Below are 18,472 nucleotides of genomic sequence, written 5' to 3'. Positions count from 1 at the left end.
TCCTGGATGGTCCAGGACATCGTGGACAACGTGCCGAGAGCACGGCACGCCGTGGTGCTGTCCGCGGACGGTGTACCGCGCGGGTCCACGGACGACCTGACCGGCCAGGACGTGCGGACCATCTCCGCGGCCATGGCGGGGATGCAGTCGCTCAGCCGGGCCACCGCCCACTTCGCCGGACTGGCGCAGAACCGGAACTGGATCCAGACGGTCATCGAGTTCCAGCACGGCTGGGTGTTCCTGATCGGGGCCGGGCAGGGTGCCTATCTGGCCGCCGCCGCGGAGCCCGACGTGGACATGGAGCAGCTGTCGTTCCGGATGAACCGGCTGGTCTCCCGGCTGGGCAACAACCTCACGGTCCCGGCGCGGGTGGCCGGAAGCGAGCCGGCCCATCCCGGGGACGGTCCCGGGGCACAGCTGGACGGCGGGGGCGGCGGGGTCTTCCTGCTCGCGGAGCTGGACAAGGCGGTGGCGTCGGTGCCGGGCGCGTTGCACGCGCTGCTGCTGGGCGCGGACGGTCTGCCGCGCGGGGCGAGTTCGGGGATCGGCAGGAACCTCGCGGACACGATCTCGGCGGCCATGACCGGCATCCACGCCTACAGCCGGGCGACCGCGCCGTTCGCGGGCGGTCAGCAGGACGACGAGTGGATGCAGACGGTCATCGAGTTCGAGCACGGCTGGGTGTTCCTGATCGCGGCCGGCGAGGGCGCCTTCCTCGCGGCTGCGGCCGAACACGGCTGTGACATCGAGGAGTTCACCGTACGACTGGGCGACACGATGCCGGCGCTGGCCGCCGGGTCGGCGGCCCGGGGAGGAAGGACGGGCGATGAGTGACGAACTGGACAGCGAGCTGGAGCTGACGGCTCCATTAGTCCCCCTCTTCGTCATCGCGCAGGGTCGCGCGCTGCCACGGGAGAGCGAGTACGAGCACACCACGATCATCACGGCCCAGGACGGTGCGGTGGCGGCGGCGCGAACGCTCGCCCCCGAGGCCCGTACGGTCCTGGATCTGATCGCGGACGGGTTCCTCTCGGTCGCCGAGGTCGCCGCCCACACCCGGCTGCCCCTGGGCATCGTCCGCATCCTGTTGGCGCAGATGGCCGAGGACGGCCTGATCCATGTGCGCAATCCGGTGCCCCATGCCGAACGCCATGATCCCGTCCTGCTGACCGCCGTGCTCGACGGCCTGATGCGAATTCGAACCGGAGCGTAGTCCCGTGTATCTGGATCCCGACGTCTCCCGCTCCGTGAAGATCCTGGTCGTGGGCCACTTCGCGGTCGGGAAGACCACGTACATCGGAAGTGTCTCCGAGATAGAACCGCTCCAGACCGAGGAGGAGATCACCGAAGCCAGCGAGGGGCTCGACGACCTCTCCGAGACCCCGGACAAGACGACCACGACCGTGGCGATGGACTTCGGGCGCCTCACCCTCGGCGAGGACCTGGTCCTCTACATCTTCGGAACCCCCGGGCAGGAGCGGTTCAAGCAGATGTGGGAGGGGCTGTCCCGGGGAGCGCTGGGGGCGCTGGTCCTGGCGGATCCCGAGCGGCTGGAGGAGACGTTCCCCGTCCTCGACCTGGTCGAGGCGTTCGGTCTGCCGTATGTCATCGGCGTCAACACGTTCGAGGGGAAGCAGCAGTTCCCGCTCGACGAAGTGTGCGAGGCACTCAACATCTCCGAGGACACCCCGGTCATCCACTGTGACGTCCGGGACCAGGACTCCTCGATGCAGGCACTCATCACGCTCGTGAAGCACCTTTTGTCCTCACTCGGCTAGGAGCCAGCATGCAACAGCCCTTCGAGCCGTCCGGGGCACCGGCCGGCTGCCCCGCGCACGGCAACCTCCCGCTGTACGGGTCCGACTTCGGCTCCGACCCCGAGAGCACGTACGCCAAGCTGCGCACGATGGGGCCCAGCGCCCCGGTCGACATCGCGCCGGACGTCGAGGTCGAGCTGGTCACCAGTTACGACGCCAGTCTCTACATCCTCCAGAACCCGACCCTGTTCGTGCGGGACTCGCGCCGCTGGAACGCCCTGAACGAGGGCAAGGTGCCCGCGGACAGCCCGGCCGTGCCCATGATGGGGTACCGCCCCAACGCCATGTTCAGCGACGGCGCGGCGCACGCCCGGCTGCGGCAGGCGGTCACGGACAGTCTCGCGACCGTCGACCAGAGCCGGATCGTCCGGCTGACCCAGCAGTCGGCCGACTACCTGATCAGCCAGTTCAGCTCCGAGGTCCTGGGCCAGGCGGAGTTGATGTCCGCCTACGCCCAGCCGCTGCCGCTGCTGGTCTTCGGTGAGCTGTTCGGCTGCCCGCCCGAGCTGGGCGACCGGGTGATCGCCGGCCTCACCGGCATCTTCCAGGGCGTCCCGGGTTCCGACGAGATACTGGGCGGCGCGATCGCCGAACTGATCGCCCTCAAGCGCCGGCAGCCCGGCGAGGACCTCACCACCCGGCTGATGGTGCACTCCTCCCGGCTGACCGACGAGGAGGTGCTGCACCAGCTCGTGATATTGCTGGGCGGCGGAACCACGCCCCTGGCGGCCTCGATCGGCACCAGCGCGGCGCTGTACCTCAGCGACGACTGGCCGACCGGTCTGCCGGTCGAGGACGCGGTCGTGAAGACGTTGTGGAACTACGCGCCGATCGCCAACTACGCGGGCCACTACCCCACGCAGGACGTCGAGTTGGGCGACCGGATCCTCCGGGCGGGCGACCCGGTCATGATCTCCTTCGCGGCGGCCAACACCGACCCCAAGCTGACCGCGCACCGCGAACAGCTCAGTTCCAAAGCCCATCTGGCGTTCGGCGCCGGCCCGCACGGGTGCCCGGCGAAGGACCCGGCGTTCATGATCACGGCCACGGCCGTCGAGTCCCTGCTCAACCGGCTGCCCGACGTCGAGATGCGCGTCCCCTTCAAGGAACTCTCGTGGGTGCCGGCGCCGTGGAGCCGCGAGTTGGTGACCCTGCCCATCCGGTACACCCCCCGCGCCGTGCCGTCCGCGACCAAGGCCCGGCCGGTCCGGCCGTCGTCCGCTCAGGTCGCGCCGTCGCCCGCCGCCATGCCGCAGACGGCGACGGCCGGCCGGCCGTCGCACGCCGCTCCGCGCCCCAAGGGCGGGATGTTCAGCCGCTTCCGGGCCTGGGTGAATGGCGAGTGACGCAAGTAACCTTACGAAAGCACTGTGTTACTGGATGATTCAAACATCCCACGGGTACGGATGGCGGCCGGCTCCCTGTTCTCCCGTCTTCGGACGGCTGAGGGACAGGCCGATCCCTTCCCCATCTACGCGGAACTCAGGGCGCGCGGCACGGTCAGCCCCGCGCCCTGGGGCGGTCACTTCGTGACCAGTTGCACCATCTGCGACCAAGTACTGCGCAACGGCTTCTGGCTCGAACCGGACACCCACTGGCGAACACAACAGGACGCGCGCAGCCGCTGGAACGCCCCCTCCTCCCGTGAGATCAGCCGAACTCCGCTCGCGCTCAACCCTCCGGAGCACACCCGCGTACGCCGGTCGTTCGGCACCTTCGACCGCGCCAGCGTCGAGGACATCGGCCGCCCGGTGGGCCACATCGTCGACCGTCCCCTCGACACCCTGCACGAGCGCCTGGGCTCGGGGGAGGCCGACTTCGCGGCACTGGTCAGCGAGGAACTCCCGGTCGCCACCATCGGCGGCCGGCTCGGGCTCCCCAGCGCCGACTGGCCCCGTCTGCGCACACTGACCCACGAACAGGTCTTCTCCCAGGAGCTGCTCCCGAACCCCAGCCAGCCGGCCCGTTACGACGCGGCCACGGCGGAACTGCGCACCTACTTCACGGAGTTGGTGCGCGAGCGGCGCGCACGACCCGGGGACAAGGCCGACGAGGCCGTCTACTTCCTGGCCCTGTTCGTCGTACTGGCCGCCATGGAGACGACCGCGACGATGCTGTCGACCATGGTCTTCCTGCTGGTCGAGGACCCCGGCCGCCGGCGGCTGCTCGCCGAACAGCCGGACCTCGTACCGGAGTTCGTGGAAGAGGCCCTTCGCTACGACCCTCCCCTCCACCTCATCGGCCGGGTCGCCTCCGAGGACTGCCTCCTGGAGGACGCCGAGATCCGGGCCGGGGAGATGATCTACCTCATGATGGGCGCCGCCCACCGCGACCCCGCCCGGTTCACCGACCCGGACTCCTTCGACCCGCGGCGCGGGACGCCCCATCTGGCCTTCGGCGGAGGCATCCACTACTGCCTGGGCGCGCCCCTGGCCCGGATGGAGGCACAGACCCTGCTCCGCCGCATGATCGCCCGTCTGCCGGCCCTCACCCTGGTCCGCCGCCCCGCGCGGGCACCCCGGGTGGCGTTCAGGCGACTTCTGAACCTGGACGTTTCTCTGACATGAACCCGCCAATCATTTCCAGCCCGGCCGTGCCCACCCCCGCTCCGGGGCCCGTGACCGACACGGAGACCGCACCGTCCGGCGCCCTCGGCCTGGCCCGGACCGGATCCGTCCTCCATGTACGGCTCAATCCGTCCGCCCAGGACGACGACGTCCTGGACTCCGCCGTCCTGGACGCGCTCATCGCCGTCCTCGACGGCCTCCACGAACAGCCCGACATCCAGATCCTGGTGCTCTCCTCCCTGGGCGAGAACTTCTGCCTGGGAGCGGACCGCCGGGAGTTCCGGGAGGCGCTGGACGGCGATCCGACCGGGACCGCGCTGCGGCTCATCGCGGACAAGGCCCACCGGCTGTGCCAGGCGCTGGAGAACACCCACGCCGTCACCATCGCCCGGCTGCACGGCAGGGTCATCGGGGCCGGGCTCGCGCTCGCCGTCCACTGCGATCTGCGCGCGGGGGCGGACACCTGCCGCTTCCGTATGCCGGAGATCGGCCTCGGGCTCGCACCCGCCTGGGGCGGCGCCATGGGACGTCTGATCACGGAGGCCGGTACCTCCCGGATCCGCGAACTCATGCTCACCTGCGACGAGTTCGACGCCCCCACCGCCCACCACCTCGGGCTCCTGCACAAGGTCGCACCTCTCGACCGGCTCGACGACGCCGTCACAGCCTGGACCAAGCCTCTCGCCCGGCGCTCCCCACACGCACTCGTCCTGACCAAACGCATGCTCGCCGGCTACGCGAAGGCCGCCCGCACCAGCGACACCGCCCTGCTCGACTCCCACCTCCTCGCCGCCCAACTCGCCCAGCCCCGCTGAGCGGTACGCCCGTGCCGTCCGGGGGGGGACCCGCCCCGGACGGCACGGGCCCAGGACCTCTGTCCCGGCCAACGGACCACCGCGCGTGCCCGGTGCGGTCGGTGCGCGATACACGTGGGTCATGCCTGACAACAGTGAACCTCGCTCGTCGGCCCCTGTCGTGTTCACCGGTGTCCGTCTGGTCGACGGGACCGGAGCCCCGCCCGTCGAGTCGGCGGCGGTGGTCGTGGAGGACGGCAGGTTCACCTACGCCGGGCCGGAGCACGCGAGACCCGCGCCGGACGGGGCGACGGTCGTCGACTGCCGCGGACGCACCCTGCTGCCCGGGTTCTTCGACTGCCATCTGCACTTCCTCATGGACAGCAACGCCGACTTCACCGGCAGGCTGCTGACCAACCGGCCCACGGTCACCGTCTTCGAACGGGCCCGCCGCATGCGCGAGACCCTGCACGCCGGCATCACGACGGCCCGCGACCTCGGCGGCATCGACGCCGGCTACCGCGACGCCGTGGCGCTCGGCCTGATCGAGGGCCCCCGGCTCCAGGTCGCGCTGCGGCTGATGAGCCACACCGGCGGCCACGCCGACTTCAGCATGCCCAGCGGCTACGACCCCTCGGCCCTCCTCGACCCGTTCAGCGAGCTGGCCGACGATCCCGCCCAAGTCCGGCTGGCGACACGGCGGTTGCTGCGCGACGGCGCGGACGTCATCAAGATCTGCGCGACCGGCGGCGTCAACAGCCCGAGCGACCAGCCCGAGGACGAGGGCCTGACCGTGGAGGAGATCGCCACGGTCGTGGACGAGACCCGCCGGCACCGCGGCCGTCCCGTCGCCGCGCACGCACAGGGCACGGTGGGCATCAAGAACGCCCTGCGCGGCGGGGTCACCAGCGTCGAGCACGGCTACCTCATCGACGACGAGGGCATCGATCTGATGCTGGAGAAGGGCGCGTTCCTGGTCCCGACGCTGTCGACCTTCCATGTCGAGCGGACCCGCTTCACGCCCGCCGCCTACGAGAAGAAGGCCCGGCTGGCGGAGGCGGCGACGACCCGGCTGAGCGAGGCGGTACGGCGCGGAGTGAAGGTCGCCCTCGGCACGGACGCGGGCGCCGTTCCCCACGGACGGAACCTCCAGGAGCTGGGCCACATGGTGGGGTTGGGCCTGTCACCGCTGGACGCGATCCGCGCGGGAACGCAGACCGCCGCCCAACTCCTGGGCCTGGACGACTCGTTGGGCACGGTCGAGGTCGGCAAGATCGCCGACGTCGTGGTCTGCGAGGGCGATCCCCTCGCCGACATCGGCCTGCTCGGGGATCCGTCGAACGTGGTGCTGGTCATGCAGGAGGGCCGGATCGTCAAGCGGGTCAGGGCAGTTGACGAAGCGGCCTGACCACGGTGTCCAGGTCCGCGTGGGCCGGGGGGCTCACGCGGACCCGGGACGCCAGTCGTCCTCACGCCGGGGACCGGTCGCGTCGCCGGTCGCCTGCACACAGGAGGGCCGGATCACCAAGCGAGGCAGGCCGGTTGGCGCAGCGGCGCAGCCACGGTGTCCAGGTCCGCGTGCGCCGGGGGGCTCACACGGACTCGGGACGCCAGTCGTCCTCACGCCGGGGACCGGTCGCGTCGCCGGTCGCGTGTGTGCCGGAGTCCCTGGCCAGCCGGAACGCGGCCACCGCGCGCCGCTCCGCCTCGTCGTCCACGACGACATCGCGCAACGCGGCGCCCAGCAGGGCCGGGAAGCCGTCGCCGTTCCGCTGCTCAGTCATGTCCGTGCCCATCCGTCGGCGAACCGTCGTCCGACTCCCCCAGCGTCCAGGTGCCGGCATCCGTCACACCGTCCCCGGCGAGTTCGCGCGCCAGCCGCTTCAACCCCCGGTAGGCCGCCGTGCGTACCGCGCCCGGGCGTTTGCCCAGGACCCGGGCGGCGGCGGGGCCGTCGAGACCCACGACGACCCGGAGCAGGACCGCCTCCGCCTGGTCGCGGGGCAGGCCGCGGACCAGGTCGAGGGCGTGTTCGGTGGAGAGGGACTCCAGGGCCTGGTCATGGGTGCTGTGCGGACCGGGGAGTTCGAACACGTCCTGTTCCAGCGCGGCCGACCGGGGCCGTACCCGCTGTCTGCGGAGGTGGTCCAGGGCCCGGTGCCGGGCGATGGTCGCCGTCCAGCCGCGGAAGCCCGCCCCGTCGCCCCGGAACCGGCCGAGATCGCGGGCGATCTCCAGCCAGGCGTCGGCCGCCACGTCCTCGGCCTCGTCGCCGACCAGCCCGCGCAGATACCCGAGCAGCCCGGGCTGGACGATCCGGTACGCGACCGCGAAGGCGCTGTCGTCGCCCTCCTGGGCGCGCGCGACAGCGGCACCCAGTTCCCCGTCGTGCGCGTGCCCGCGGCGGGGCTCGCCTGTCTGGCCCAAGGACTGTCCTCGTCCGTACGTCCCACGTGACGTACCGAGTTCGCGAAGAATCCGTACCGGGCGCGGCGGTCCCCCGCACCCCCCATCGCCATCAGCGCCGGACCTCACAGAAGTGTCACAGCGTCAGCGGCGCGATCGCCGATCGCCGATCGCCGGGCACCGCAAGGCCGTTGACGCCCCCGGCCCCGGCACGGGCCGACGGACACTCGCCAACTCCCCGCGTACAGCGGCCTCTTGACGTACGGCGGCCTTCCGCACCGGCGCGCACCCGGCAAACCGAGCGCGCCACCCGCGCGAGGTGCCCCCCTCTCGATCCCGAACCCGTCGCCCTAAAGCGTTGTCTCCACCGGCTGTTGGGGTGTCTCCGCCGCCACCGCGCCCGGAACGGGCACCCGGTCCGCGTTCACCAGGACGCCCGCGATGAGCGCGGCCAGCAGGATCGAGCCCATCGCCCACCAGGTGGCGACGTTGAAGCCGTGCACCGCGGCCTTCGCCTCAAGGAGCCGCTGGTTGACACCGGGGCCCGCGTGGGCAGTGGCGTAGCGCGCGGTGACCGTGGCGGCGATCGTGTTGAGGAGGGCCGTACCGATCGAACCGCCCACCTGCTGGGCGGTGTTGAAGGTGGCGGAGGCGGCGCCGGAGTCGCGCGGGGCGACTCCTCCGGTGGCCAGGGACACCGAGGTCATCATCGCCGTACCCATGCCGAGGCCGAGCATCAGCATGCCGGGCAGGATGTACGTGGCGTAAGCGGGCTCCACCCCGACCTGGGCGATCAGCGCGAGCGCGCCCGCCGCGACCAGCAGGCCCGGGACCATCAGGGTGCGCGGCGGGACCTTGTACAGCAGCCGGGCCGCGACCTGCGTGGAACCGGTGATCATGCCGACGGTGATGGGGAGATAGGCGACGCCCGTCTTGACCGGCGAATAGCCGAGGACGCGCTGCATGTAGTAGGTGAGGAAGAGGAACACGCCGAACATGCCGATGGTGACGAACAGGATGGTGAGGAACGCCCCGACCCGCTGACGGTCCTTCACCACCGACATCGGCAGCAGCGGAACCCGGGCCCGGGTCTGCCAGAACCCGAACGCGCCGAGCAGGACGACACCGGCGGCGAGCAGGCCCAGGACGAGCCCGTCGCCCCAACTCCTCGACTCCGCCTCGGAGAAGCCGTAGACGAGGGTGAGCATGCCGAGGGAGCCGAGGAGCGCGCCGGGGATGTCGAGGTGGGCCTCCGGGTGCCGGGAGCTGTCGCTGAGCAGCACCCAGGCGCCGGCGAACGCGACCAGCGCGATGGGCACGTTGACGTAGAGGCACCAGCGCCAGTCCAGGTACTGGGTGAGGAAGCCGCCCGCGAGGAGCCCAACTGCCGCTCCCGCGCCGACGATCGCGCCGAACACTCCGAAGGCCTTGCCGCGGTCCTTCGGATCGGTGAACGTCGTGGTCAGCAGGGACAGCGCGGAGGGGGCGAGGAGAGCGGCGAAGACGCCTTGCAGCGCGCGGGCGCCGAACAGCATGCCCTGGTTGGCGGCGGCACCGCCGAGCGCGGACGCGGCGGCGAAGCCGATCAGCCCGATCATGAAGGTGTTCTTGCGCCCGGCGAGGTCCGCGATCCGGCCGCCGAGCAGCAGCAGTCCGCCGAAGGCGAGGGTGTAGGCGGTGATGACCCACTGCCGGTTCCCGTCCGACATCCCCAGATCGGTCTGGGCGGACGGCAGTGCGATGTTGACGATGGTCATGTCGAGGACGACCATCAGCTGCGCGAGCGCGATGACGACCAGCGCCCACCAACGACGATTGTCGGCCATATACCCTCCCCGTTCCGGCAGTTGCCCTCATCGTCCTCCCGGACCTCCGCCTTGGGGAACGCAGGCGTCTCTAATTACGCCGATTTTGCCGAGCACGGCACCCCGGGGCGCCCGCCGAACTCCCTTACCTCTGTACGCCGTTCACCGCGTCCCGGCACAGCAGCCGCAGCGACCCGTGCCCGCCGAAACACCGCCGCGCCTCGTCAACGGGGTCCCACAGCCGCCCGTCCGGAGTGCGCAGCCAGTGCTCACCGCCGGTCGCCCACCACTCGGCGCCGGTCTGCCGCGCGATCACCTCGCCGGCGTAGGCGCCGAATCCGCGCAACTCGCTCTCCACGGCGGCGAACGGCGCGCCCTCCCGCCGTATCTCCTCGATCATCCGGTCGACGCGCCACAGGCTCCGCGCCGAGTAGTCCAGGCGCACCCGGGCCCCCTCGCGCATCATCGCCACCGCGTCCGCGGCCCACCGCACGGGCTGCGTGGCGGCCCTGGGCCGCGACCGCTCTCTCATCCGCTCTGTCACACACCAGGAGAAGCACGGCCGGGCACTCTTCCCGCACCACGATCCGGACATTCCCCCGGACCGGCGCAGGACCGCCCCACACTCACCGCACGACGCTCACAGACCGCGCGGAAACGGGATTCTCCTCAACCCCGTCCGCGAGCCCGCCGCGACACCACCGCGCGCAGCACCCGGCGCCCCTCCGTCGACACGGCCAGGACCTGGCGGAGTCCGCCCGGGGCCGGGCCGGAGAGGAGTTCGAGGACGGTGATCTGGCGGCGCAGCTCGGCGGCGACGAGCGGCGAGACCCCGTCCGTACGGCCCGCCCGGCGGGCGTCGACCGGGGAGCCGTCGTCGGCGGGGTCGAGGAGCTGGTGGATGCGCAGCGAGGCGACGGAGCAGAGGTCGGCCCACTCCCGTACCGCGGGGTCGGCCGGTACGTCCGGGGCGGTGTCGAGCATCCGCCGGGCGAGCGGCGCGGCCAGGTCCTCACCGGGTTCCTCGAAGAGGGCGGGCAGTTCACCGCGCGCCTTCTCCAGCCGTTCGCCCCACTCCTCCCCCACCGCGCCGTCAGCGAGGCCGGCCCACAACGGCCGCAGCACCTCGTCGCCACCGCCCAGCAGCGGCACACACCGATCCAAACAAGCCAGCCCACTGACGGCCAGCGCACGTTCGTCGGCCCGAGCGATCAGTTCCACCAGACTCATCCGAACCTCCCTCTGCGGGGCCCCTCCCCTTTGGTGCCCGCGTCTCCCCAGACTGCGTGCTCCACCCCGGGAGTGTCACACGGGAGCACCCCGTGCAGGTCGAGAAAGCGGAAGAAGAGATTTTCGGCCAACCGGCGGTCAGACCGCGAGCGGCACGCCCGGCCCCGCCAGGACCTTCGCCCGCTGCATGCGGGTCAGTCGCAGCACGACGAGGATCGCGAGGACGGCGGCCTCGATCTCGACGGTGTGGGCGAGCAGCGACAACAGGAGGACGGCGCGGTTGTCGGCGGGCGTGAAGTCGCTCTCGTAGTGCAGGTCGCCGAGCCAGTCGGCGACGACCGACAGGATGCACAGCGTCCACCAGAGGTTGACCAGCAGATGCGACCTGCGGGCGCCCGCAGGCGGCCTGCTGGCGTCCCAGATCTCCAGGGTGATCCGGCGCGGGTACCAGAGGTTCAGCCCCGGGACGAACCAGCCGACGACCGCCCACCAGGCCCGCATGCTCTGCTCACCCGGATCGAACACCCCGGCGTTGGCCCGCACCCGCACGAACCAGCACAGGTACCCGATCACACACACGACCAGCGCGCCCGTGTGAAGACGACCGGCCAGCAAGTCGAGCGAATGCGCCGCGACCACCCGCCGGAACACCGCATCGCCGCCCGCGCCACCCATGACGTCATCTATCACGCCGTACAACCTGAAGTCGGCGTAGACGGCGAACAGATCGACGGCGATCACCAGCCCGAGCAGCGCGACGGCGATCCGCCCGAGGCCGACCGGCGAACGCGGCCGGCACCCGGATATGGATAGGGATGGAGATAGGGATGGGGATGGGGATGGAGATGGGGATGGAGATGGGGATGGAGATGGGGATGGGGATGTAGACATGTCGGCCTCCACCTCAACCCACCTTGTCCGCAAGGGACTTGAACTGGGTCCACGTGAGCGCCGGTGTCCCCGGGTCCCACAGTTTCTGGACGGTGGCCCGCAGCGGCATCCGGATGCCGGCCGCGACCTGGGCCTGTGTCTGGGAGTTGGCCAGGTCGCACCAGACCGCGAAGGAGCCGCCGAGGATCTGGCCGTCGTACTTCGCCGGAACCGCCTGCGTGCCGCGCAGCACACGCGGGTTCCACTGCTCGTAGATCCGTCGTCCCGTCGGATAGACGAAGGTCTGCGGCTCACCGAGGACGTAGTAGAGGTACTCGTCGTTGTAGTTGAGGACCTTGCGGCCCGCGCTCAGATAGGCGACGGGCTGCCGGGCGCCGATCTCCTTGCCCGTCCAGTACGCCACTTGGAGATCCTTGGCGGCCCGCACGGACGTCCCCGCGAAGAAGCCGTCGTTCCACACCCGCATCGTGCGGTCGTGGTTGCGGACCGTGTCCGCGCGGTCGTTGAGCCAGCCGGTGGTGAGGTCCGCGACGGTACCGCCGGATCCGTAGGCCTTCGTCGCCGCGGCGGCCAACTGCGGGAAGGACGCCTGGGGGTTGACGACGGTCAGCGCCTGGTACTCGTCGCCGCCGAGGTGCCACTGGTCGCCGGTGAACAACTCGGCGTACTCGTCGAGGAGTTCGTCGACGATCGCGGCGGACGCGTCCTTGGAGATGTCGATCGCACCGCGCGTGGCGACACCGGACGCGTTGCGCAGTTGGAGATCGGGGTGGGCGGCGATGACCGCGCCCAGATGCCCCGGCGAGTCGATCTCGGGCACGACGGTGATGTGACGAGCGGCGGCGAGATCGACGATCGCCTTCACCTGAGCCTTGGTGAGGTGGTTCTTCGACACGACCTCGGGATGGGTGGTGGACTCGATCCGGAACCCCTGGTCGTCGGAGAAGTGCAGCCCGAGTTCGTTGAACTTGAGGTCGCCCAACTCCCGTACCCGGTCCTCGATCCAGGACGCGGTGAACGGCTTGCGCGCGATGTCCAGCATGAACCCCCGCCGCGGCTTGGCCGGTTGGTCGCGCACGACACCCTCCGGCGCCGAACCACCGCCGTGCACCTCCTGCTTGAGCGTCCGGGTGCCGTAGAACACCCCCGCGTCCGAGGGCCCGCTGATGGTGATCCGCCCGCCGCGCACGGTCATCGCGTACGACTCCGGGTTCGCGCCCTCGTCGTCGTTGAGCGCCAGCCGTACGTCCCCGGAACGCACGTCACTCGCCTCGCCCGCGTACGTCAGCCCCAACTCCCCGGCGATCAGCCGCCCTTCGTCGACGAGATCGGCGTCGTCGACAACGACCCGCTCCCCCTTCGCCGGACGCCAGCCGGGACCGCGCGCGGGGGTGTGCGAGCGCACGGCGGGAATCGTGCGGGGCGTCTGGGACAGCGGATAGACGCGGGTCGGGCTGGGGGTCGGAGTGGGCGTGGGGGTGCGGGAGTTCGCGGCCCGCGATGAGGTGGAGGTGGAGTCGGAGGGGCTCAGCGCGGCGCCGACCGGGCTCCCGTCGTCCCCGCCCGACGCCCACACCCCGAGGCCGACCCCGCCCGCGACCACCGCCGTGGCCGCGGCGACGGCGATCAGCCCCCGCCGCTGCTTCAACGGCTTCGACGGCTTCAACGGCTTCGCCGACGCGCGGCGCCTGTGCTGGCTCACGGCGCCAACCTACGGCCCCGGGCGGACCGCGAGTGTCCACCACACGTTCCGAAACTCTCCCGTCCGGGTGAAATTCGGGCATCCAACGGACACGTCATGACCACTCCCGATAACGTGGTGACGCACCTCTCACACCACCTTTCACAGCACTTCTCACCGCACCTTCACCGCACCTTTCACCGCATCCCCTGCCGCACCATCCGTGACGCGAGGATCCACACTGCCTTCGCACCGCCTTCCCCACCTCCCCGGCCGACTGGCCATACCGGCGCTGCCCGAGCAGTCCCGCACCTCGCCGTCCCCGCATTCGCTGGCGACCTTCAACACGGCACCGCCCGAGGCCGCCCGCCACACCCTCCTCACCTGCCTCCACAGCCACCGCTGGTCCCACCGCCTCACCGACCACCGCCCCTACCCCGACCTCGACGCGCTGCTCGCCGCGTCCGACGAGGCGGCGTACGACCTGACGGCGGGTGACCTGGCGGAGGCGTTGGCGGGCGAGTCCCTCCCGGTCCTGCCGGACGACACGTACGAGGCCGCCCACATGGCATTGGACGCGGCCCACGCGGCGTACGAGGCCCGCTTCGGCCACGTGTTCGTCATCTGCGCGGACGACGTACCTCCGGACGAGGTCCTGGACCACGTACTGGCAGGCATCCGGTCACGCTTGACGAACGATCCGGAGGAGGAACGGGTAGTGGTGGCGGAGGAACTCCGGCGCCTTGCAAGGGGACGGCTCGCCGACTGCTTTTAGGGGCGCGGGGCTGTGACATTTGCGGCTCCGCCGCGGGGCGCGCCCAGCCACAACGGCCCCGCACCCGGCAAACAACCCGAACCCCCCACCCCCTCAGCCGCCCGAAACTAGCCCATACGCGCACCTTTGCGTGCCAGTTTGATCACACAAGCAGGCCCGCCGTAAAGCTCGCGTCAGCACCTGGTTACGATGCTGAGGGCCGGAGGACCGTACCCGGCCGGGCCCGACCGACAGAGAAGCCGGCGCGGCCCTACATCCCCGCTCCCGGAGGGCTTCCGTGCCGGCTGGAACGCTGTACCGCGGCCGGGAAGGAATGTGGTCCTGGGTGGCTCATCGAGTCACCGGCGTCCTCATCTTCTTCTTCCTGTTCGTACACGTGCTGGACACCGCTCTTGTGCGTGTCTCCCCCGAGGACTACGACAAGGTCGTAGCCACCTACAAGACGCCGATCGTCGCACTGCTGGAGTACGGCCTCGTCGCCGCGATCCTCTTCCACGCCCTCAACGGCCTGCGCGTCATCGCCGTCGACTTCTGGTCGAAGGGCCCGCGCTACCAGAAGCAGATGCTCTGGTCCGTCGTAGGCCTGTGGCTCGTGCTCATGCTCGGGGCGATCTACCCCGTGCTCGGCCACGCCGCTCGTGTTGTCTTCGGGAGCTGACGCCTCACATGTCCACGACTGAAACCGCCGCGTCGGGCATCGGCCCCGTCGAGAGCGCGTCCGTCTACACCGTAGACAACCCCGCGCCCCTCATCGAGGCTCCCCGCAAGCGCACCAAGAAGACCCCGAAGTCGACCCGGGGCAATTTCGAGATGTACGGCTGGCTCTTCATGCGCCTGTCGGGCGTCGTGCTGGTCGTCCTGGTCCTCGGCCACCTGCTGATCCAGCTCGTCCTCGACGGCGGTGTCTCCAAGATCGGCTTCGCCTTCGTGGCGGGCCGCTGGGCCTCACCGTTCTGGCAGGTCTGGGACCTGCTGATGCTCTGGCTGGCGATGCTGCACGGCGCCAACGGCCTGCGCACGGTCATCAACGACTACGCGGAGCGCGCGAACACCCGGCTGTGGCTCAAGGGCCTGCTCTACACCGCCACGGTGTTCACCATCCTGCTGGGCACGCTGGTGATCTTCACCTTCGACCCGAACATCCGCTAGGCCATCGGGCTGAGGGACTGAGGAATTCTGATGAAGATCCACAAATACGACACCGTCATCGTCGGCGCGGGCGGCGCCGGTATGCGCGCCGCGATCGAGTCGACGAAGCGCAGCCGCACCGCGGTCCTGACGAAGCTGTACCCCACCCGCTCCCACACGGGCGCCGCGCAGGGCGGTATGGCCGCCGCGCTCGCCAACGTGGAGGAGGACAACTGGGAGTGGCACACCTTCGACACGATCAAGGGCGGTGACTACCTGGTCGACCAGGACGCCGCCGAGATCCTGGCGAAGGAGGCCATCGACTCGGTCCTCGACCTGGAGAAGATGGGCCTGCCGTTCAACCGCACGCCGAACGGCACGATCGACCAGCGGCGATTCGGTGGCCACTCCCGTAATCACGGTGAAGCACCCGTCCGCCGCTCCTGCTACGCGGCCGACCGCACCGGCCACATGATCCTCCAGACGCTGTACCAGAACTGCGTGAAGGAGGGCGTGGAGTTCTTCAACGAGTTCTACGTCCTCGACCAGCTGATCGCCGACGTCGACGGCGTCAAGACGTCGGTGGGCGTGGTCGCGTACGAGCTGGCGACCGGCGAGATCCACGTCTTCCAGGCGAAGGCCGTGATCTACGCGTCCGGCGGCTGCGGCAAGTTCTTCAAGGTGACGTCGAACGCGCACACCCTGACCGGTGACGGCCAGGCCGCCGTGTACCGCCGGGGGCTGCCGCTGGAGGACATGGAGTTCTTCCAGTTCCACCCGACCGGCATCTGGCGCATGGGCATCCTGCTGACGGAGGGCGCCCGCGGTGAGGGCGGCATCCTCCGCAACAAGGACGGCGAGCGCTTCATGGAGAAGTACGCGCCGGTGATGAAGGACCTGGCGAGCCGGGACGTGGTCTCTCGCTCGATCTACACGGAGATCCGTGAGGGCCGCGGCTGCGGTCCCGAGGGCGACCACGTCTACCTCGACCTCACGCACCTCCCGCCGGAGCAGCTCGACGCGAAGCTCCCGGACATCACGGAGTTCGCGCGCACCTACCTCGGTATCGAGCCGTACACGGACCCGATCCCGATCCAGCCCACCGCGCACTACGCGATGGGCGGCATCCCGACGAACGTCCAGGGTGAGGTCCTCACGGACAACACCACGGTCGTCCCGGGCCTGTACGCGGCCGGCGAGGTCGCCTGCGTGTCCGTCCACGGCGCCAACCGCCTCGGCACCAACTCGCTCCTGGACATCAACGTGTTCGGGCGCCGGGCGGGCATCGCGGCGGCGGAGTACAGCCAGAAGGCGTCCTACGTCGAGCTGCCGGAGGACCCGGCGCAGCAGGTGATCGACCAGGTCGAGCACCTTCGCGCCTCCACCGGCACCGAGCGCGTGGCGGTCCTGCGGCGCGAGCTCCAGGAGTGCATGGACGCGAACGTCATGGTGTTCCGCACCGAGCAGACGATCAAGACGGCGGTCGAGAAGATCGCGGAGCTGCGCGAGCGCTACCGGAACGTGTCGATCCAGGACAAGGGCCGCCGCTTCAACACGGACCTCCTTGAGGCCATCGAGCTGGGCAACCTGCTCGACCTCGCCGAGGTCATGGCGGTCTCCGCTCTCGCCCGCAAGGAGTCGCGCGGCGGTCACTACCGCGAGGACTACCCGAACCGCGACGACGTCAACTTCATGCGCCACACCATGGCGTACCGCGAGGTCGGCGACGACGGCACCGAGTCCATCCGTCTCGACTACAAGCCGGTCGTCCAGACCCGCTACCAGCCGATGGAGCGTAAGTACTGATGGCTACCCCTGTTCTGGACAAGGCGGAAGCGGCCGGCGCGCCCGAGCCCGGCTTCGCCGACTCCCCCTACATCACGGTCACCTTCCGGATCCGCCGCTTCAACTCCGAGGTCTCGGCGGAAGCGGTCTGGGAGGACTTCCAGCTGGAGATCGACCCCAAGGAGCGCGTCCTCGACGGCCTCCACAAGATCAAGTGGGAACTGGACGGCACCCTCACCTTCCGCCGTTCCTGCGCCCACGGCATCTGCGGCTCGGACGCGATGCGGATCAACGGCAAGAACCGTCTCGCCTGCAAGACCCTGATCAAGGACCTCAACCCCGAGAAGCCGATCACGGTAGAGCCGATCAAGGGTCTGACGGTCCTGAAGGACCTGGTCGTCGACATGGACCCGTTCTTCCAGGCGTACCGCGATGTGATGCCGTTCCTGATCACCAAGGACACGAACGAGCCGACCCGGGAACGCCTCCAGTCGGCGGAGGACCGCGAGCGCTTCGACGACACCACGAAGTGCATCCTGTGCGCGGCCTGCACGTCGTCCTGCCCGGTCTTCTGGAACGACGGCCAGTACTTCGGCCCGGCCGCCATCGTCAACGCCCACCGCTTCATCTTCGACAGCCGCGACGAGGCGGGCGAGCAGCGCCTGGAGATCCTCAACGACCGTGACGGCGTGTGGCGTTGCCGCACCACCTTCAACTGCACGGACGCCTGCCCCCGAGGCATCGAGGTCACGAAGGCGATCCAGGAAGTGAAGCGAGCACTGATCACGCGCCGCTTCTGAGGTTGTTTTCCGTACGGCTGCGAGGGCCCCGTTCCTGTACTGGAACGGGGCCCTCTGGCGTGCAGCAACCCGTTTGGGTGAACGTGATCGTCAAGGACATACCGGCGTTGTCCGGCCTACGATGATGCTCTCGACACCAGCCCACAGGAGGCACCTGATGTCCGCAGCAGCTGTCGAGCGGCCGCATGAGGACCGTCCGTTGATCGCGGAGGCGAACCGAATCATGGATCGCCTACCGGGCTACCGCGTCGAGATCATCGGAGGCCAGATCATCGTGTCCCCGCCGCCGGACGGCCCGCACGCCGAGGCCTTGACCGATCTCATGCTGCCCTTCATGGCCTCCGGTCTCCACGGCACGGAGTCGAAGGTGCTCCAAGGCCTTGGCCTTTGGCTACCGACCGGGACCGAGGACTACGCGATCCCCGACCTTTTGGTGGTCGACGCCGACTACCGGGATCACTACGTCGAGAACAACTGCTACGACCCCGTCTGCTTCCGCCTGGTCCTGGAGGTCACCTCCAGCAACTATCGGACCGACCTGCGAGACAAGGTGAAGGCGTACGCCGCCGCCAAGATTCCGGTTTACGTGATCATCGACCGCAAGCATCAGCGCCTTCACGTCCTGACCAACCCCACAGGGGACGACTACGAGAGCCACCGCCCGCACTCCCCCGGCGAAGTGGTCACCCTACCCAAGTCCATCGGCGCCGAAGTCACCCTCGACGTCGCGGAGATCCTCAAGGCAGGCCAACCGAAGGCCGATTGAGGCTCACGGCACCGCCAACTCGCACCA

General features: G+C 69.9%; 19 protein-coding genes and 1 pseudogene. 13 read left to right on the top strand and 7 right to left on the bottom strand.

What is annotated here, in order from left to right:
• Positions 1–6 precede the first annotated feature (6 nt).
• From ACWIHT_RS06180 to ACWIHT_RS06150, 7 genes are all read left to right on the top strand, one after another.
• Positions 7–834: a roadblock/LC7 domain-containing protein gene (locus tag ACWIHT_RS06180; RefSeq protein ID WP_456165978.1), complete on the top strand. Its 828-nt coding sequence runs from the start codon at positions 7–9 to the stop codon at positions 832–834.
• Entirely contained in the window at positions 827–1,213 is a 387-nt protein-coding gene (locus tag ACWIHT_RS06175; RefSeq protein ID WP_019066890.1) for a DUF742 domain-containing protein, read from the top strand. Before ACWIHT_RS06180 ends, ACWIHT_RS06175 begins: the two co-directional genes overlap by 8 nt.
• A 4-nt stretch (positions 1,214–1,217) precedes the next feature.
• Positions 1,218–1,778: a GTP-binding protein gene (locus ACWIHT_RS06170; protein WP_456164944.1), complete on the top strand. Its 561-nt coding sequence runs from the start codon at positions 1,218–1,220 to the stop codon at positions 1,776–1,778.
• An 8-nt stretch (positions 1,779–1,786) separates the two neighbouring features.
• Positions 1,787–3,163, top strand: coding sequence for a cytochrome P450 (locus tag ACWIHT_RS06165; RefSeq protein ID WP_456164942.1), 1,377 nt, complete (start codon positions 1,787–1,789; stop codon positions 3,161–3,163).
• Between the two features lie 60 nt (positions 3,164–3,223).
• Positions 3,224–4,384, top strand: a complete 1,161-nt coding sequence (locus ACWIHT_RS06160; RefSeq protein ID WP_456164940.1) for a cytochrome P450 — start codon at positions 3,224–3,226, stop codon at positions 4,382–4,384.
• Entirely contained in the window at positions 4,381–5,199 is an 819-nt protein-coding gene (locus ACWIHT_RS06155) for an enoyl-CoA hydratase/isomerase family protein (protein ID WP_456164938.1), read from the top strand. The genes ACWIHT_RS06160 and ACWIHT_RS06155 overlap by 4 nt, the downstream gene beginning before the upstream one ends.
• Positions 5,200–5,320: 121 nt before the next feature.
• On the top strand, positions 5,321–6,586 hold the full coding sequence (locus ACWIHT_RS06150; protein WP_456164936.1) for an amidohydrolase family protein: 1,266 nt from the start codon (positions 5,321–5,323) through the stop codon (positions 6,584–6,586).
• A 184-nt stretch (positions 6,587–6,770) separates the two neighbouring features.
• Here the strand turns inward: ACWIHT_RS06150 and ACWIHT_RS06145 are convergent, their stop codons facing one another.
• The 7 genes from ACWIHT_RS06145 to ACWIHT_RS06115 all read right to left on the bottom strand — a co-directional run bounded on the left by ACWIHT_RS06145 (position 6,771) and on the right by ACWIHT_RS06115 (position 13,158).
• Positions 6,771–6,962, bottom strand: a complete 192-nt coding sequence (locus tag ACWIHT_RS06145; protein WP_456164934.1) for a hypothetical protein — start codon at positions 6,960–6,962, stop codon at positions 6,771–6,773.
• A complete protein-coding gene (locus ACWIHT_RS06140) occupies positions 6,955–7,605 on the bottom strand; it encodes an RNA polymerase sigma factor (protein ID WP_456164932.1) in 651 nt (216 codons plus the stop codon). Before ACWIHT_RS06140 ends, ACWIHT_RS06145 begins: the two co-directional genes overlap by 8 nt.
• 329 nt (positions 7,606–7,934) lie before the next feature.
• Positions 7,935–9,410, bottom strand: a complete 1,476-nt coding sequence (locus ACWIHT_RS06135) for an MFS transporter (protein ID WP_456164930.1) — start codon at positions 9,408–9,410, stop codon at positions 7,935–7,937.
• A 124-nt stretch (positions 9,411–9,534) separates the two neighbouring features.
• A complete protein-coding gene (locus ACWIHT_RS06130; RefSeq protein ID WP_456164928.1) occupies positions 9,535–9,921 on the bottom strand; it encodes a hypothetical protein in 387 nt (128 codons plus the stop codon).
• A 137-nt stretch (positions 9,922–10,058) separates the two neighbouring features.
• Complete coding sequence (locus ACWIHT_RS06125) at positions 10,059–10,619, bottom strand: hypothetical protein (RefSeq protein WP_456164926.1); 561 nt, start codon at positions 10,617–10,619, stop codon at positions 10,059–10,061.
• A 138-nt stretch (positions 10,620–10,757) separates the two neighbouring features.
• Entirely contained in the window at positions 10,758–11,360 is a 603-nt protein-coding gene (locus ACWIHT_RS06120; RefSeq protein ID WP_456164924.1) for a DUF4328 domain-containing protein, read from the bottom strand.
• Positions 11,361–11,523: 163 nt separating this feature from the next.
• A complete protein-coding gene (locus ACWIHT_RS06115; RefSeq protein WP_456165976.1) occupies positions 11,524–13,158 on the bottom strand; it encodes a beta-N-acetylhexosaminidase in 1,635 nt (544 codons plus the stop codon).
• A 256-nt stretch (positions 13,159–13,414) separates the two neighbouring features.
• Between ACWIHT_RS06115 and ACWIHT_RS06110 the strand changes: the two genes are divergently transcribed.
• From ACWIHT_RS06110 to ACWIHT_RS06085, 6 genes and pseudogenes are all read left to right on the top strand, one after another.
• Positions 13,415–13,966, top strand: a complete 552-nt coding sequence (locus ACWIHT_RS06110) for a 2-oxo-4-hydroxy-4-carboxy-5-ureidoimidazoline decarboxylase (RefSeq protein WP_456164922.1) — start codon at positions 13,415–13,417, stop codon at positions 13,964–13,966.
• 271 nt (positions 13,967–14,237) lie between these two features.
• Positions 14,238–14,624, top strand: a pseudogene (sdhC, locus tag ACWIHT_RS06105) (succinate dehydrogenase, cytochrome b556 subunit); the annotation flags it as partial.
• Positions 14,625–14,632: 8 nt separating this feature from the next.
• Positions 14,633–15,115 carry a succinate dehydrogenase hydrophobic membrane anchor subunit gene (locus ACWIHT_RS06100; RefSeq protein ID WP_026150201.1) on the top strand — a complete coding sequence of 161 codons (483 nt, stop codon included), beginning with the start codon at positions 14,633–14,635 and terminating at the stop codon, positions 15,113–15,115.
• Between the two features lie 30 nt (positions 15,116–15,145).
• Positions 15,146–16,900 (top strand): succinate dehydrogenase flavoprotein subunit, encoded by a 1,755-nt coding sequence (gene sdhA / locus ACWIHT_RS06095; protein ID WP_456164920.1) that lies wholly within the window; start codon positions 15,146–15,148, stop codon positions 16,898–16,900.
• The gene (locus ACWIHT_RS06090; RefSeq protein WP_456164918.1) at positions 16,900–17,679 is read left to right on the top strand and encodes a succinate dehydrogenase iron-sulfur subunit; all 780 of its coding nucleotides are present in this window, start codon (positions 16,900–16,902) and stop codon (positions 17,677–17,679) included. Before sdhA ends, ACWIHT_RS06090 begins: the two co-directional genes overlap by 1 nt.
• A gap of 157 nt (positions 17,680–17,836) precedes the next feature.
• Entirely contained in the window at positions 17,837–18,445 is a 609-nt protein-coding gene (locus tag ACWIHT_RS06085) for a Uma2 family endonuclease (protein WP_456164916.1), read from the top strand.
• Positions 18,446–18,472 lie beyond the last annotated feature (27 nt).

Source organism: Streptomyces sp. NPDC002276 (assembly GCF_053891435.1).
The sequence above is the reverse complement of the archived record's forward strand: the minus strand, read 5'-3'. Positions and strand labels throughout refer to the sequence as shown.

What these genes read in the sequence shown, in the direction of transcription:
- sdhA (WP_456164920.1), top strand. Translation starts at nt 15,146, where the DNA reads ATGAAGATCCACAAATACGACACCGTCATCGTCGGCGCGGGCGGCGCC.
- ACWIHT_RS06135 (WP_456164930.1), bottom strand. Translation starts at nt 9,410, where the DNA reads ATGGCCGACAATCGTCGTTGGTGGGCGCTGGTCGTCATCGCGCTCGCG.
- ACWIHT_RS06130 (WP_456164928.1), bottom strand. Translation starts at nt 9,921, where the DNA reads ATGAGAGAGCGGTCGCGGCCCAGGGCCGCCACGCAGCCCGTGCGGTGG.
- ACWIHT_RS06155 (WP_456164938.1), top strand. Translation starts at nt 4,381, where the DNA reads ATGAACCCGCCAATCATTTCCAGCCCGGCCGTGCCCACCCCCGCTCCG.
- ACWIHT_RS06175 (WP_019066890.1), top strand. Translation starts at nt 827, where the DNA reads ATGAGTGACGAACTGGACAGCGAGCTGGAGCTGACGGCTCCATTAGTC.
- ACWIHT_RS06160 (WP_456164940.1), top strand. Translation starts at nt 3,224, where the DNA reads ATGGCGGCCGGCTCCCTGTTCTCCCGTCTTCGGACGGCTGAGGGACAG.
- ACWIHT_RS06100 (WP_026150201.1), top strand. Translation starts at nt 14,633, where the DNA reads ATGTCCACGACTGAAACCGCCGCGTCGGGCATCGGCCCCGTCGAGAGC.
- ACWIHT_RS06085 (WP_456164916.1), top strand. Translation starts at nt 17,837, where the DNA reads ATGTCCGCAGCAGCTGTCGAGCGGCCGCATGAGGACCGTCCGTTGATC.
- ACWIHT_RS06090 (WP_456164918.1), top strand. Translation starts at nt 16,900, where the DNA reads ATGGCTACCCCTGTTCTGGACAAGGCGGAAGCGGCCGGCGCGCCCGAG.
- ACWIHT_RS06145 (WP_456164934.1), bottom strand. Translation starts at nt 6,962, where the DNA reads ATGACTGAGCAGCGGAACGGCGACGGCTTCCCGGCCCTGCTGGGCGCC.
- ACWIHT_RS06180 (WP_456165978.1), top strand. Translation starts at nt 7, where the DNA reads ATGGTCCAGGACATCGTGGACAACGTGCCGAGAGCACGGCACGCCGTG.
- ACWIHT_RS06125 (WP_456164926.1), bottom strand. Translation starts at nt 10,619, where the DNA reads ATGAGTCTGGTGGAACTGATCGCTCGGGCCGACGAACGTGCGCTGGCC.
- ACWIHT_RS06150 (WP_456164936.1), top strand. Translation starts at nt 5,321, where the DNA reads ATGCCTGACAACAGTGAACCTCGCTCGTCGGCCCCTGTCGTGTTCACC.
- ACWIHT_RS06165 (WP_456164942.1), top strand. Translation starts at nt 1,787, where the DNA reads ATGCAACAGCCCTTCGAGCCGTCCGGGGCACCGGCCGGCTGCCCCGCG.